The organism is Aquimarina rhodophyticola, assembly GCF_042434915.1.
Classification (GTDB): domain Bacteria; phylum Bacteroidota; class Bacteroidia; order Flavobacteriales; family Flavobacteriaceae; genus Aquimarina.
Genome location: NZ_CP170198.1, coordinates 1954075 through 1969511, shown reverse-complemented (window position 1 = coordinate 1969511; position 15437 = coordinate 1954075). Strand labels below are relative to the sequence as shown.

The following is a 15437-nucleotide window of genomic DNA, read 5'->3' as shown; positions in this document are numbered from 1 at the left end:
AGTTAACAGGTTTAAATTTTGGTTATTAAAAATTCAAAGTCATTTATAAATGTAAACAAGTAGCTATCTTAGTTAAACCAATTTAAAAATATTTCATGAAAAATTTTTACACATTATTTCTGGTATTTCTTTTTGCTTTTAAGCTCAATGCGTCCAACGATAAGTATCGATTGACCCTACGGGATAATCCAGCTACATCTATTGTTATTGGATGGGATCAAACATCAGGATCTAACCCTGTGGTATATTATGATACGGTGGATCATGGAACAAATAGTAACGCATATTCCTATTCTAAATCGGTAGACCGTAGCGTGGTTTATAAGGGGATGAATAATACTTTTGCCCGATTAACTGGTTTACAGCCTAATACAGCGTATTATTTTGTGATTAAAGATAGCCAAGGAACGAGTGAACGCTACTGGTTTAAAACAGCACCAGCAGATACTAGTAGATTATCATTTATTGCTGGTGGTGATTCTCGTAACAATCGAACACCCCGACGCAATGCTAACAGTTTGGTAGCAAAGCTAAAACCGCATGCTGTACTATTTGGTGGTGATATGACTAATGGTGATAGTTCTAGTGAATGGATAACCTGGTTTACAGATTGGCAATTAACCATAGCGAGTGATAACAGGATGTTTCCTATTATAGCAGCGAGAGGGAATCATGAAAGTAGCAATAATAGTATTTACAATCTTTTTGACGTGCCTTCGGCCAGTGTAATCTATGCAATCACTTTTGGTCAAAATCTTGTGCGAACATATACCCTTAATACCGAAGTGTCAATAGCTGGTAATCAAACTACTTGGTTAGAAAATGATCTTAATAACAACTCCAATGTTCTATGGAAGATAGCACAGTATCACAAACCCATGCGTCCACATGTATCCTCAAAACGAGAAGGCAACAATCAATATAATTATTGGGCGAATCTTTTTTATACTAAAGGCGTAAATCTGGTGGTAGAGTGTGATGCTCATACCGTAAAATCAACATGGCCAATACGACCATCGTCTGGATCAGATAATGATGAGGGATTTGTTAGAGATGATAAAAACGGAACTGTATTTGTTGGTGAGGGATGCTGGGGCGCACCCTTGAGATCTAATGATGATGGCAAAGCATGGACGCGTAACTCGGCATCCTTCAATCAATTTAAATGGATTTTTGTTGATCAAGACAAAATCGAAACTCGTACTATTAAAGTGGATAATGCCTCGCAAGTAGGAGAAGTATCTAATGCAAATGTATTTGTAGCTCCCAGAAATCTTGATATCTGGAACCCTTCTAACGGAAGTGTGATAACAATTAACAGAGATGGCGCTGTTGACCCTGATCCAGATTCGGGAACGATAACCGTGCCTATTGCCAGCGGATCCGATGACGTTGAAGAAGATAAGAATGGAGCATTATATGTTAATAGTAGTGACTTGGAGCTAGTATACGACAGTAGTAATAATGATAGTTATCAAACAGTGGGGTTGCGGTTTCAATCTGTGCGAATTCCTAAAAATGCGACGATAACCAACGCGTATCTTCAATTTACTGCAGATGAGAGTACGAGTGCCCAAACGGAACTACAAATTGCGCTCGAGAATAGTAGCAATTCCCAGAGTTTTTCTACTTCAAATAATGTATCGAGTCGTTTTACATTTAATAATCAAATAGTATGGAGACCCGATCCTTGGACAAGTGGGGATCGTGGTATTGCCCAACGATCACCTGATTTGACCGAGCTTCTCCAAAATTTGGTGACTACCAATGGATGGCAGTCGGGTAACAGCGCAAGCTTTATTATTACAGGTACAGGTACGAGTAGTACGAGTACATCGGCAAAACGAGTTGCAGATTCATACGAGGGTGGTGCGAGTAATGCAGCTACTTTGATAGTAAGTTACACAACTACTTCTACTCCAATAGATGATATATGTGAAGATGTTGCCCAGTGGCGCAGTGATGTCTCTTATGAGGTAGGAGACCGTGTCGTTTATCAAGGTAATCTCTTTGAACTTACCGCTTCAAATTGGGAATTTATTGATGCTTGTACGATGGAAACAGCAAGTATTGTTGCAAATAGATCGGTTGCTTATCCTGATTTTATAGAGCCAGCAAAATTGGATTTGGTTGTTTATCCTAACCCTTTTTCTGGTGATTTAAGAATTGATGTACCAACGCAGCACAATACTGTATCTATAGCACTATATCATATGAGTGGTCAATTAGTTTATACAGGTTTACACAAAGCTGGCATAGTAGAGCTTACCTTAGATGATTTAGATGCTGGTATTTACTTTATTACAATTTATGATAAAGCTGGGCGAGTGCTTCAAGTCAAGAAGATTGTAAAGAAGTAAGTAACAATTACTACCCCCATTGTATTGATTCCTAAAAAATAAGTACAACAGATTTTTTTAGGAATCAATCATGTTACTGGTGGTAGCTTATACAATAGCTGTAATGATTTGCGTCTCGCTATGCAATGTTTTATGTACAGGACATTTATTTGCGATTTGTAATATACGAGCAATTTGTTTTTCATCCAGATCACCTTCTAATTTTATATCACGATAAAATGTATCGATTTTGGCTTCGGGATCTGTAGAGTGTGCACTGTCTTCTTTATGCGTCTTAGTGTAATTAGTATGTACTTGAACATTGTGCAGTGGCCATCCTTTTCTGGCAACATACATTTTTATAGTCATTACCGTACATGCTGCTAAGCCAGCTGATACAAGTTCATAAGGGTTTGGACCAAAATCGCTGCCACCTACCGCAATAGGTTCATCGGCGGTGATATAATGGTTACCTACCTTCATTTGAGTTACAAAACTAGTCATATCATCCAAACTGGCAACGACCTCATGCGTTGTAGACAACTTAGCCTGTTTAGGAATTTTAACATAGCGCGAAGCCCAAGTTGCAATCACATCCCCAGCATACAACGAGTCTTCTCTATTCATAAGTAGATGATCGGCACCATCTAGCGACACAAAACTTTTGGGATGATGCGCGGCAATATAGATTTCTTCGGCATTTTTAATACCTACTACGGTATCTTGCGGAGCGTGCAGAACGAGTAACGCTTTTCCAAATTTTTTAACTACACTAGATAGAGATTTTGTTTGTAAGTCTTCTAAGAATTGTTTTTTAATCGTAAAATCTCTTCCCCCTAGATTTACTACCGCCTTTCCATTTTTTTTAATTTCAGCAAGCTCACTTTTTAATAAGTGTTGAACATGCATTGGGTGAGAGGGAGCACCTACGGTAGCTACTGCCCGTATAGAGGATAGCTCTGCAGCTGCAAATATCGCCGCCGCTCCGCCTAAAGAATGTCCGACAATTAAAGTAGGTGCTTTATAGTGCTCTTTCAAAAATTGAGCTGCAGCTATTACGTCTTGTACATTGCCAGAAAAGTTGGTATCCTCAAAAGCCCCATCGCTATCACCGAGCCCCGTAAAATCAAAGCGTAGTACTCCAAATCCTTTTGCAACCAAGGCTCTACTAATATTGCGAATAGCGCTCAAATTTTTGGTACAGGTAAAGCAATGCGCAAAAATTGCAAAATTATGAGGATGTTGGTCAACCGGCAGTTCTAAGGATCCCGAAAGTGTTTGGTTATCAAGATTGGTAAAGGTAATTTTTGAAAGACTCATATAAGATTTGTTTTTATAAAAGTCGAACTTTTGTCACTTACTAACAGCCTTTGGGGGTTAAAAATCTGTTAAACATACATAGTCCTGAGATAGCGTATTACGTTATTTCAGGACTATTAGTTCTTTCGTTGTATGCAAACCAAAAAGTTTATTTACCAAGCATCAACAATTCATTACATATAATCTCGGTAATATACCGCTTGTTACCTGCTGCATCTTCATAACTACGAGAAGTAAGTTTACCCTCGATGGCTAGTTCTTGACCCTTGTTAACGTAATGCTCTACAACCTCGGCAGTTTTACCCCACGCCACAACTTGGTGCCATTGCGTATCGGTTACTTTGTCGCCTGCTTTGTTGTAATAATAATCATTAGTTGCTAGTGAGAATTTTGCCAATTTTTTACCACTCTCCAAGGTCATGATTTCTGGGTCTTGACCTAAATTACCGATTAACTGAACTTTGTTTTTAAGTGTACTCATACTATATATATTAAATTGATTACTTTATTATTTAATTGTAACTAGTAAACAGGAACAAATATATTGAGTCCTAGAGGCGGGAGTTGGTTTATAAGTATTTGCTTTCGTTTATACTCGTTTGTATTCGTTTGTTGTCGATTACTATCCGATATAACTATCTAATTGTATAGGAAGTGATAATAGAAAGTGCCTGTTTACTCACTAAGAATAGACGGAAGATGTATTGATAAATAAGCGATTATAGAGGATAGTTTTGGGAGTTGTTACAAATATCAAGATAAAGATGAATGTGAAGTATGATATATTTTGCTAAACCCTTGCTACCACTGCTTGGAAAGTTGCCGCACTTGTCAGGAAGGTTTCCCGATGGTAGGAAATGTTGCCGCCCAAGTCCTGAAGGTTTTAAAATCTGTTGGAGCATTAAGTAGTTTATATATAATAAATTATGTAGTTTAGTAATAGTAAAACCAACTACCAACCCCACATAGTATCCTAAGGGTAGTGTTTGTAAAAGAGAAATATAATTACCATAGGTGTCTATATATCATTGTTGGCATTAATTTGACAAAAAATCAAAATTGGGAGACATATTTAAACATTTTATTGATTTAATTAAAGATAAAACCACTTCTTGGGGGTTTAAAACTGCCATTTTTATTTCTGTAATTGGTTTAATAATAGCATCAGATTTTTATTTAGGTTTTAGTTATAATTACCACTTGAATAATAAAATTGAACAACTTGAAAAAATAAGCACTCTCAAAACAAAATACCCAAATGATTCCATAATACTTAACGGACTATCTCAAATGGAACGAAAAGTATTCTATAGAAAACATTATTCAGACGAATTATCACGTCTATTTCTAAAAGACTCTATAAAATCTGAAACATCTGAAATTATCGACCAGAACAATCCAGCGAATAATAAACCTAAAACTACTACGAAAAAGCCCATACGCTCTATTTATTGGATGACATTTACGTCAAATTATTTATTTGTTATTATTTTACCTTTTTTAATATTCTTACCACTTTACAGCAAAGACGGACGAAAAGCCAATGCTATAGCAGGATGGTTTGCTTCTTTAATTATGTTCGGAATTTTTGGAGCAATAAGTACTTGGATTGCTTATCAAATACCTTTAATTTGGAATAATCCGATTTGGAATTACATTCTGAATTTTTTAATACATTCATTATTTTGGTTTATAATTATTAAATTAGGAAATGAAAAAAACAAAAAAACTAATGCCAACACCGTATAAAATTAATGGCTAGTTCTCGCCTACTTACGAAAATCCTCGCGGATTTTCTATCTGGTGTTTATTTGCTAAATTAGGTGCTTAAATACGCCACTAATCTTATACATAAACGTTGGCATTCATTACCACTCATACTCAAAAATATATACCTAATTAAATGATTGAGAAAATTAAAGGAGTATCAAATTTTGGAATATTCAAGGATATTGAGAGTAATCCAGCATATAGTAATTTTAATAAACTTAATCTATTTTACGGATTAAATGGTAGTGGTAAATCAACGATATCACATTTATTTTCTTTAATTGAATCAAATGAATCGATATCAAGATTTCCAGATTCAAAATGGAGTTTTGAAAAAGACGGAAAAACTTATTCTGAATCAGACAAATTTGAAAGTGATTTTAATATTAAAGTTTTCAATGTTGATTTTGTAGAACGTAACATTAATTGGAACGATACAATTAAAGGAATTCTTGTCGTTTCAGATGATAAAAAAAAAGAAATATTAAAATTAAAAGATAAGAAAAAAGAAAAATTAAAAATAAGTGAATCTATAGCTAAAAATGAATTAACACTTAACGGAGAAAAGAAAGGGAATAAAGGTTTAATAAAAAACAACAGTAATTTTCTATCAGAATCTGCCAAAAATATTAAACAAAAGTTTCAATTAATTGAGGTTGAAGATAAACACTTGTCCAATTACAATAAAACAAAAATTGAAAATTCTTTAAATAAAAATAAAGATAATATCAAAAAAGCTTCATTGACTATTCAAGAAATTGAAAAGTTAGCTCAAACTATAAAACCACAAGACAAAGATAGAATTGAAATACCTGACTTTTCAGTTTTGTCCCAAATAAATTCTGGCTATGAAAAAATAATTTTACTATTAAATTCAAAAATAACATCAGAAGTAATTGATAGTTTAAAGAATGATTTTATAAAATCTGATTGGGTTAAATTAGGTCTTGAACTACATAAAGACGAAGACAATTGTGCTTTTTGTGGAAATAACATTACTAAACTACGTCTTTCCACTTTAAACAATCATTTTAGTGATTCATTCAAAAATTTACAAGAGCAACTATCGAAAGCAATTGCTTGGATAGATGAAATGAAAATAACAGAATTACCATCTCACAAAACACTCTATAAGGAATATCAAGCTGAATACGAGGAAATTAAAAAGAATATTGATTTTGAGAATGAAAAACTAATAAAAGCACTGGATAAATGGATAGTAATACTTAAAACCAAGGCTGTAAATCCATTTGAAATTCCTAAAAATTTAATTTTAAATTTTGATGTAACCAATTTAACTCATTATTATAAAGAGGCAACAGAAATAATTAAAAACCATAATAAAAAATTTTTAAGTGCTTCGACAATTATACAACAAGCTAAGAATAACCTTGAAATCGAATACATTAAAGATGAAATTAAAAGATATGATTATTATAAGCAAAAAAATCTTGAACTAATAACAATTCAAAAAAACAAGGAACTTCAATTAGAACTTGAAAAAGTTAAATTGGATATCAAACAATTGAATTCATTAATTTCTACTGAAGCTCTTGGTGCTACCAAGTTTAATAATGATTTATGGAAATTCTTGGGAAGAAAAGATATAGCCCTAGATCCACAAGAAAAAGGTGGTTATAAAATACAAAGAAATGGAAACCTTAATACTAATGGAAATCAATTAAGTGAAGGAGAAAAAACAGCTATAGCTTTTGTTTATTTTATAAATAAAATATTAGAACAAGACAATAAAATAAAAGATACAACTATAATAGTTGACGACCCAATTTCAAGTTTTGATTCGAATAATTTGTTTAGTTCATATTCGTACCTAAAGTTAAATTGTAATGAAGCAAAACAACTTTTTATATTAACACATAATTTCAACTATTATAGACTTGTAAGGGATTGGTTCGAAACCAAAAATAAAAAGCAAAATCAAAAACACGGAAAAGACCCTTCCAAACCAAAAACCGTATGTAATATTTACTCAATAGAATCTAACTTTGATAGTAATCAAATGCGGTTTTCTTGTATTAAAGATGCAGACCCAACGCTCTTAGAGTATACATCAGAATATCATTACTTGTTTAAAAAACTAATAACCTATTCTGATGATACTGCCTTAGATTTGGACAAAGCCTATTTATCTGCAAATGCTTCTAGAAAAATACTTGAAACTTTTCTAAGATTCAAACACCCTAAAAGGTTAAGTGATTTTAGACAATTATTAAAAAAAGGAATTCAAAACACATCATTTAAAGACAAAGAAGAATATATCTATCGTTTTATTAACAAATATTCTCACGCACAAGACTTTGACAATGATTCCTCCGACAATAAAATGGACGAAGGTTCTAATGTTATAAAAGATATTTTGAATCTAATTAAAGAAATTGACAAAACTCATTATAAAGAAATGATTGAAGTTTGTGAAAATAAAGAATAACTAAATGCCAACAATGTATATGAAATCATAGCTCGTTCCTCCCCAAGCTTCATATACCAAACGTTGTATGTAATTCCAACAAAAGACAAAACATTTTAATTGGATCAACTTAAAAAAGGAAAGTTAAAAATATTATTATATATTTGATATATCAAACATATACATATCAAATTAAATGAATTATATTATTCCTTCAAAAACTATTTTTTACTCTATAGAAAAGGCAATGAAGGCATACAGGAAATTTGCTCAACAAAAATATTCGCAAATCATAGAAGATTTGACTGTTGACCAAACACTCATTTTACAATTTTTATCAAGAAAAGAAAATCTATCTCAAAAAGAACTTGCAGAATTACTTTTGAAAGAAGATGCTTCCATAACTAGAATGGTAGAATCCTTGGTTAAAAAAAAATATCTAGTAAGAAAAAAAGACTCAAACGACCGTCGTAAATCTATTCTAAAAATTACGGATAAAGGTTTGAATAGTCTAAATGCTTTAGAGGCCGTTGTTATTTCAAACAGGCAAAAAGCATTAAATAATATAACCGAAGATGAACTGGCACAAGTAACGACGATTTTAAATAAAATAATTACCAACTGCACAACTACAACAAAATGAAAAAATACACCCTACTAATTTTAGTAATTTATTCTGCACATGCCTTTGGGCAAGTAAATTCAACCCCTATTAGCAAACAGGAAAAACATAAAACAATTCAGACCATAAAAGATATTTTATACGAAAACTATATTTTTCCCGAGATAACCGAACAGATTATTCAATTAGTGGATAAGAATTCAAATGATGGGATGTATGATTCCATTAAAAGTGCTAAAGGGTTTGCTCAAGTGTTGACCAAAGATATTCAGTCGTTCAATAAGGATAGACATTTAAGGGTATTGTTCGAACCAGAAAAAATTGCAAAAGAGAAAAAAGTTATAAGTTATGAAGATAGCCTACGATTTGAGAAAGAATATATTGCTAATTTAAAAAGAAACAATTATTACTTTAAAGAGGTAAAAATTTTACCAGGTAATATTGGTTACTTAGATTTAAGGAAATTTAGAGACACAAAATACGCAGGAAAAACGGCAGTTTCGGCTATGAATTTTTTAAGCAATTCGGACGCCATAATAATAGATTTAAGAAATAATGGTGGTGGAACTCCAAATATGGTACAATTAATTTCTAGTTATTTTTTTGACAGTGAAGTTGTTCAACTAAGCTCTGTCTATAAAAGAAAGGAAAGGATAACTAAACAGTTTTGGACACTACCCTTTGTAGTCGGTAAAAGGATGCCAGAAATTCCACTATATATACTTACCAGTAGTAGAACATTTTCAGCAGCAGAAAGTTTTGCTTATGATTTGCAAAGTTATAAACGTGCTACTATAATAGGAGAAACAACCGGTGGAGGCGCCCATCCGGGAGGGCGTATTAAGGCATCTGAGAAATTTAATGTTTGGACACCGACAGGCCGTGCTATAAATCCCGTTACCAAAACCAATTGGGAAACTGTTGGAGTTATACCAGACATTAAGACGGATAAAGAAGAAGCGCTTAAAACTGCTCATATTGAAGCCCTTGACTCGCTAAAAAGTAAAAATATACATGCAACTAGTTTTTATGACGACATCTTGAAAACCCTAAAAAAATAAACTACACACAACACAACCTATAAAAAATACGGGTTTCGGGCTTAATCGCTGGGTTTGTGTATTTCTATGAAGTCCGCAAAATTTTTTAATTTGGCTTATACAAAGAAAAGGTAATAGGAAAATTAAAAAATTCGGCTCGTGCTCAACCGAAAATTTATTGCTAATTTGAACGCTACGAGCCATATACAAGACCGTTAACACCAATATAAAAAAATGAAGATACCCACATTGACAATACTATTACTTATATGTTTCTCTTGTAAAGAAAGAAGTCAAATAGCAAAGACTAAAGAACAAAAAACTGAGAATAGTAAAATAGTAAAAACTGAATTTCAGTCAATTATTGATTCTTCTAATGTTAAAGGTTCAATATTAATTTACGATTTAAACAAGGAGATATACTATTCAAATGACTTTGAATGGTCAAACAAAGGGAATTTACCAGCATCTACATTCAAAATCGCAAATTCAATTATTGGACTTGAAACAGGCGTGATTGAAAATGATAGTGTCATATTTAAATGGGACGGGGAAAAGAAATGGTTAAAAAATTGGGAACAAGACTTAATTCTTAGAGATGCTTTTCAATTTTCATGTGTTCATTGTTATCAAGAAGTTGCAAGAAAAGTCGGTTCAAAAAGAATGAATGATTATGTATCAAAACTTAACTATGGGAATCTAGAAATTGATTCTACCAACATTGATAAATTTTGGCTAGAAGGAGAATCAAGAATAAGTCAAATGGAACAAATCGACTTTCTGAAAAGGCTCTACAATTTTGAACTTCCTATCTCCAAAAGAACTGAGAGTATAATGCGAAAGATTATGCTCATCAAAGAAACTGACCAATATAAACTTAGTGGGAAATCTGGTTTATCAAATAATAACGGAGAATACAATGGTTGGTTTGTTGGGTTCGTTGAATTTAAAAATGATACATACCTATTTGCTACTAATCTGGAGCCTAAAAAAGAGTTCGATTTCGATTCTTTCATTAAAAAAAGGTTGGATTTAACTCTTCTTGGTCTTAGAAAAATGAATGTTATGAAATAAATACGGGTGCTAACAATGGCTATAATTAATACGGGTTTTAGTGTTTAACCTAAAGTTTAGGCATATTTACGAAGTTCGCCAAATCTTTTTGATTTGGTATTAAATGAGAAAAAATAAAACAAAACAAAAAAGATTTGGCTTGTGGCTAAACCGAAAGTAATCGCTTATTTTCTTCCCAACTTGCCATATATTTAACGTTGTAAAACATTTAAAAAATAAGATGAAATTATTGCTAAAAATACTAAAGTGGATAGGTAGAATATTTGCCAGTTTTATAATTCTAGTTTTAGTATCTGGATTATGTTTCCGATTGTTTAGTTCAAAACCAGTTCCGCCAGGAAAATTAGTTGATGTCGACGGAACAAAACTTCATATAAGAGCAGAAGGCGAAAAAAATAATTTACCTACGATTATATTTGAAGCAGGTTCAGGTAATGATACAGATGTATTTCATTGGATTGCTGAAGGATTGAATAAAAATATGAGAGTTATAAGGTATGACAGAGAAGGAAAATGGTTTAGCGAACCAACCAAAGATAGTATTACACCAGAATATTATGCTCGACAATTACATAAATTATTAGAAAAAAATGGAGAAAAACCACCTTACATATTAGTTGGTCATTCAATGGGTGGTCCTTATAATCGAATTTTTAGAGACTTATATACAAATGAAGTTAAAGGAATGGTTTTTCTAGACTCAAGTCATCCAGAACAATGGAAACGACTTGCAGAAAATGGAATATTTAATGAAAATCAAATTAGTTCACTAAAATCATTTGCAGTTTTATCAGATATGGGCCTACTAGGAGCTTATAATACAATAAAAAACCCTAAATATAAGACCGACGACTTACCGAAAGATTGCCAAATTCGTAAACTTAAACTTACTTCTTATTCGGGAGATGTTTATCGTAGATATTTAAAAGCAGATATTATAAATAATGATATTCTTTTACGTGCTAGTCAATCTAGGAGTTTAGATTCCTTACCTATCTTAGTTTTTACCGCAAAAAAACAATACGGAGATTCTGAAATATGGTTTGAAATGCAAAAAGAACTGAAAGAACTATCTACTAAAGGAAAACAATTTTATATGGATGCAAATCACGGCTCTATAATTACAAAAAAAGAGAATGCTGAAATAATTACTAAAGAAATACATTTATTGGCCGAAACAATTGAATAGAGAAGTCAAAAGCAAACGTTTTACAACATTATATATAGCAAATAGGGCAATCAATGTTTAATCAAAAAGGTTGTGTTTATTTGTGATGTCGCCAAATTTTTAAATTTGGTACAATTAAAATAAGAAAAGATAATTAACAAAATTTAAAAATTCGGCTCTGTGTTAACCCGAAAAGTACGTGTCTTTTTGCACGCTACGATTCATACACAAGTCCGTTAGGTACAATTAAAAAACTGCAAAATGAGATTATTCCTATCATATTCTTTCTCTCTTATCTTTATCACACAATGTATAGCGCAAAAAAATGACAATCAATATTCTATCGATAAAGATGAATATATCAAAATAAAACAAATACTTATTAAAAGAGATACTACAATTGATAATAATAAACTAATTGAATTTACTAGATATCAAACATTAAATGATTTAGTAAACCCTATTATTTTAGATAGTTTATCCGGTTCTATATATAAATTAAATCAAGATAAAAATTATTTAAAAGCAATTGAACAAACTAAAAAGCTTCTAGAATTATGTCCAAATAATTTGACTGCTCATAAAGAGATAGCTCTTGCATATCGTAAATCTGGAAATGAGGATTTGTCAAAAGAGCATTTTAATATGATGGTTAAAATTATTCATTCAATAATGAATTTAAGTGATGGCTCATATGAAAAACCGTTCATAATTAATAATAGATTTGAAGGGTTTTCAATATATGAAGCTGCATATCGATGTAGACCAAAAAATCAAGTATTAATGCTTGATAAAACACAACGATTACTTGGAGCTTTTAAAGGTTACTCAAGTGCTTATGATGAAATTTTTATTAAATATGCTGACTTGACACATATGAAAAAGCTTTTAACCGAAGATGATTATATAATCGAAAAATAACTACTGGCAACACGGTGTATAAAACAAAGCTAATAAGTGCTTAACAGTAAAATTTGTGCTTATTTACAAAGACTGCCAAATTTTTAATTTGGCTTTTAAAAAGAGAAAAATTAAAAACAAAATATTAAAATTCGGCTATGTGTCTATCCGAAAAGTTAGTGTCTTTTTACACGCTACATCTCATACACTGAGCCGTTGGCACTAATTGTGACAAACAATATGGAAGAAATTTTTTATCTGATAATCCTACTATTTACAACCAACCATATTGTGGGTCAGAGTTTGGATGATTCGATACTTCTAAAGTCAGATGTTCTGCAAGAACAGCGAGAAATTAAAATCTTTTTACCAAGCAGTTACGAAAATGGCTCAAAAACCTATCCAGTACTTTATGTTATAGATGCACAACGTTACTTTTTAAATGGAGTTGTTTTTCAGCAAAATCTCGTTTGGCAGGAAATTACACCGGAATTTATTGTGGTTGGCATTAGTACAGACCCAATTAGAAGGCGAAATTTATTCTATAAGGAATCCAGCAAATTCATTCAGTTTTTAGAAAAGGAACTAATTCCTGAGATTGACACAAAATATAGGACAACAGATGAGCGTGTTTTTTTTGGATGGGAAATGGCGGGAGGACTTGGTGTTGAAATAATCGCAAACCAAACAGACCTATTTCAAGGCTTTCTCTTATCAAGTCCAACAAATATTTTTAAAGACCGCTTAAAATCAGTAAGCGAAATGCTAAAAAATAGCCCTAAACAGCATTTAGCAGTTTATTCAGTATTAGGGACTGTTGAAAATTGGGCTACAGAATCAATGTTCTCGCTGGATTCTATTTTTCGAAAGCATCCAACTGAAAACATACAATGGAAATACAACCTTTCTAACAATGAAAATCATTATACTACCCCATTGACAACAATAAACGAAGGTCTGAAACTTTTTTTCAGCGATTATGGACCTATTCGGTTTTTCTCATTAAATGAATTTGAACAGTTTGGCGGAATTGAAAAATTGAAAGAACATTACGAAAACAGAGCAAGCAGATATGAAATATCAAATAATATTCACGATGACACAAAACATTATCTTTTAGTACAGGCTCATAATGAAAATGACTTCAAACTTTTTGATGCTATCGTAAAAGAGTTCGATGGAAAAAGTTTCATTAAGGACTACTACAGACAACCTAGATGGTTCAATAGATTTTATGGCTTTTACTTTGATAATGACAGAACAGAAGATGCACTTGAGATTTTGAACTTAGGACTTGATAAATTTTCTAATGCTTCGATGCTATACTTTGCAAAGGCAAATCATTATAGGACTCTTGGGAATGTTAAAGAATCTGAACTTTGGTATGAAAAGACTATCAAGATTGCAAAAAACCAAAATGAATCAGAGCTAGAAGGTTATATCCTAAAATGGAATAAAAACAACTAGTGCTAACAAAGTATCCTATGAAAAGCACTAGCCTAGTTCCTTAAAATTAATAATTATTTTTTAAATTATTTCAATAGCTTTTAAATAACTTGCTCGGCATCCTATATGTGATCCATTGTTTGATATGATGGTCACCAGCATCTGTATGATTATACGTTATAAACTACTATACATAGAAAAGTATGCACGACTAAAACACTCTTGAAAGCGCAATGAAGAACGCTATCTTTAAGCCTTATGAGCGACAAGTTTACGTATGGTTTGATGTCGGGGGGCACTGATAGTTCTAGAATAGTTATATCTTTAACAGATACAAATAGGAGTAGCGCTATCAGATGCTACGCTACGGCACAATAAAATCAGCTCTTAAGTAAAGAAAATGATTGATGATAAATACATTTGAAATACGAGAAGTAAGAAAAAAAGAAAAAAGAATAGATTTCGATTTTTTTATAGATGGAAAACCTTTATCAAATTTATTGAATATTAATAGATTTGGCTTGGGATATTGTGATTTTGATTTAGATAGATTTGAAGTAGATAAAGAAATGTTTCCTCTGTATGACAGAAAAAAAATAAATACCAATTCAGTGTTGCAGTTTTTAGGAAAAATTAAACCTTCTAATCAATTTCAAACAAATAGAATTGTAATTTACAGATGTCACTGTGGTTGTGACTATTGTGGAATCATATCATTTCGTATAGAAAAGGAAAATGATTTTATAATTTGGAAAGATATAACCTATGAAAACGATGATTTTCTTTATAAAAAAGGAAAATTATATAAAAATGATGATTTTAAAAATAAGGAATGTGAAAACGAGGAAATAGAACCAATCATTGAATTAAAATTTGACAAAAAAGAATATGAATTAGAGTTTGAAAAATATTTAAAAGAATACTGTGCCTAACAACAGTAACCGTTGCACAAGTTCTTTAAAAAAATAAATTTGGTATAAAATTTTGAGTTTAAGCGCTAGTTTTTTGGACACTACCAACGATTGAAAACTGGTTACAATAACTAAGCTTTCTTGCAATCTGTAAGACCCAGCATGACCACCATGTTGATTAAACTGGTTTATTTGATGATCAATATAGCCGTTACTCTAATTGTTTGAGGTGGTCTTAAACTATTTTTAATATTTCAATAAAACCACACTACTAGCAGATTTGTACTAACGTATTAGTTTGTGTTTATCTCGTTTAAAACTCTATTCTTACTACCCATCGGTAATTGTTACATGCTCACTACACAACAACGTTGTTTTTGTGTTGAAATGAATTTTCTTTGTGTTTTATCAGTAAATTC

General features: G+C 31.8%; 12 protein-coding genes. 10 read left to right on the top strand and 2 right to left on the bottom strand.

All coding sequences use genetic code 11. The features are described 5' to 3' along the window. Positions 1–95: 95 nt before the first annotated feature. A complete protein-coding gene (locus ACE939_RS08525; protein ID WP_378184845.1) occupies positions 96–2360 on the top strand; it encodes a fibronectin type III domain-containing protein in 2265 nt (754 codons plus the stop codon). An 87-nt stretch (positions 2361–2447) separates the two neighbouring features. Here the strand turns inward: ACE939_RS08525 and ACE939_RS08520 are convergent, their stop codons facing one another. Together ACE939_RS08520 and ACE939_RS08515 are read right to left on the bottom strand one after the other, a co-directional pair. Continuing rightward, entirely contained in the window at positions 2448–3659 is a 1212-nt protein-coding gene (locus ACE939_RS08520; protein ID WP_378184843.1) for an alpha/beta fold hydrolase, read from the bottom strand. Between the two features lie 148 nt (positions 3660–3807). Further along, on the bottom strand, positions 3808–4140 hold the full coding sequence (locus tag ACE939_RS08515) for a single-stranded DNA-binding protein (protein WP_378184841.1): 333 nt from the start codon (positions 4138–4140) through the stop codon (positions 3808–3810). A 578-nt stretch (positions 4141–4718) separates the two neighbouring features. On the opposite strand from ACE939_RS08515, the gene ACE939_RS08510 reads away from it, so the two are divergent. The 9 genes from ACE939_RS08510 (at position 4719) to ACE939_RS08470 (ending at position 15039) form a co-directional block, all read left to right on the top strand. After that, positions 4719–5408, top strand: coding sequence for a hypothetical protein (locus ACE939_RS08510; RefSeq protein ID WP_378184839.1), 690 nt, complete (start codon positions 4719–4721; stop codon positions 5406–5408). Between the two features lie 154 nt (positions 5409–5562). Next, a complete protein-coding gene (locus ACE939_RS08505; protein WP_378184837.1) occupies positions 5563–7878 on the top strand; it encodes an AAA family ATPase in 2316 nt (771 codons plus the stop codon). A 175-nt stretch (positions 7879–8053) separates the two neighbouring features. Further along, positions 8054–8500 (top strand): MarR family winged helix-turn-helix transcriptional regulator, encoded by a 447-nt coding sequence (locus ACE939_RS08500; protein WP_378184836.1) that lies wholly within the window; start codon positions 8054–8056, stop codon positions 8498–8500. Next, positions 8497–9540, top strand: a complete 1044-nt coding sequence (locus ACE939_RS08495) for a S41 family peptidase (protein ID WP_378184834.1) — start codon at positions 8497–8499, stop codon at positions 9538–9540. The genes ACE939_RS08500 and ACE939_RS08495 overlap by 4 nt, the downstream gene beginning before the upstream one ends. Before the next feature lie 213 nt (positions 9541–9753). Continuing rightward, entirely contained in the window at positions 9754–10593 is an 840-nt protein-coding gene (gene blaOXA, locus ACE939_RS08490) for a class D beta-lactamase (protein ID WP_378184832.1), read from the top strand. Between the two features lie 220 nt (positions 10594–10813). Beyond that, a complete protein-coding gene (locus ACE939_RS08485) occupies positions 10814–11782 on the top strand; it encodes an alpha/beta fold hydrolase (protein WP_378184830.1) in 969 nt (322 codons plus the stop codon). A gap of 240 nt (positions 11783–12022) precedes the next feature. After that, entirely contained in the window at positions 12023–12682 is a 660-nt protein-coding gene (locus ACE939_RS08480) for a hypothetical protein (protein WP_378184828.1), read from the top strand. Between the two features lie 219 nt (positions 12683–12901). Then, positions 12902–14128 carry an alpha/beta hydrolase gene (locus ACE939_RS08475; protein ID WP_378184826.1) on the top strand — a complete coding sequence of 409 codons (1227 nt, stop codon included), beginning with the start codon at positions 12902–12904 and terminating at the stop codon, positions 14126–14128. A 386-nt stretch (positions 14129–14514) separates the two neighbouring features. Beyond that, a complete protein-coding gene (locus tag ACE939_RS08470; RefSeq protein WP_378184824.1) occupies positions 14515–15039 on the top strand; it encodes a hypothetical protein in 525 nt (174 codons plus the stop codon). Positions 15040–15437 lie beyond the last annotated feature (398 nt).

What these genes read in the sequence shown, in the direction of transcription:
- ACE939_RS08525 (WP_378184845.1), top strand. Translation starts at nt 96, where the DNA reads ATGAAAAATTTTTACACATTATTTCTGGTATTTCTTTTTGCTTTTAAG.
- ACE939_RS08520 (WP_378184843.1), bottom strand. Translation starts at nt 3,659, where the DNA reads ATGAGTCTTTCAAAAATTACCTTTACCAATCTTGATAACCAAACACTT.
- ACE939_RS08515 (WP_378184841.1), bottom strand. Translation starts at nt 4,140, where the DNA reads ATGAGTACACTTAAAAACAAAGTTCAGTTAATCGGTAATTTAGGTCAA.
- ACE939_RS08505 (WP_378184837.1), top strand. Translation starts at nt 5,563, where the DNA reads ATGATTGAGAAAATTAAAGGAGTATCAAATTTTGGAATATTCAAGGAT.
- ACE939_RS08500 (WP_378184836.1), top strand. Translation starts at nt 8,054, where the DNA reads ATGAATTATATTATTCCTTCAAAAACTATTTTTTACTCTATAGAAAAG.
- ACE939_RS08495 (WP_378184834.1), top strand. Translation starts at nt 8,497, where the DNA reads ATGAAAAAATACACCCTACTAATTTTAGTAATTTATTCTGCACATGCC.
- blaOXA (WP_378184832.1), top strand. Translation starts at nt 9,754, where the DNA reads ATGAAGATACCCACATTGACAATACTATTACTTATATGTTTCTCTTGT.
- ACE939_RS08485 (WP_378184830.1), top strand. Translation starts at nt 10,814, where the DNA reads ATGAAATTATTGCTAAAAATACTAAAGTGGATAGGTAGAATATTTGCC.
- ACE939_RS08480 (WP_378184828.1), top strand. Translation starts at nt 12,023, where the DNA reads ATGAGATTATTCCTATCATATTCTTTCTCTCTTATCTTTATCACACAA.
- ACE939_RS08475 (WP_378184826.1), top strand. Translation starts at nt 12,902, where the DNA reads ATGGAAGAAATTTTTTATCTGATAATCCTACTATTTACAACCAACCAT.
- ACE939_RS08470 (WP_378184824.1), top strand. Translation starts at nt 14,515, where the DNA reads ATGATAAATACATTTGAAATACGAGAAGTAAGAAAAAAAGAAAAAAGA.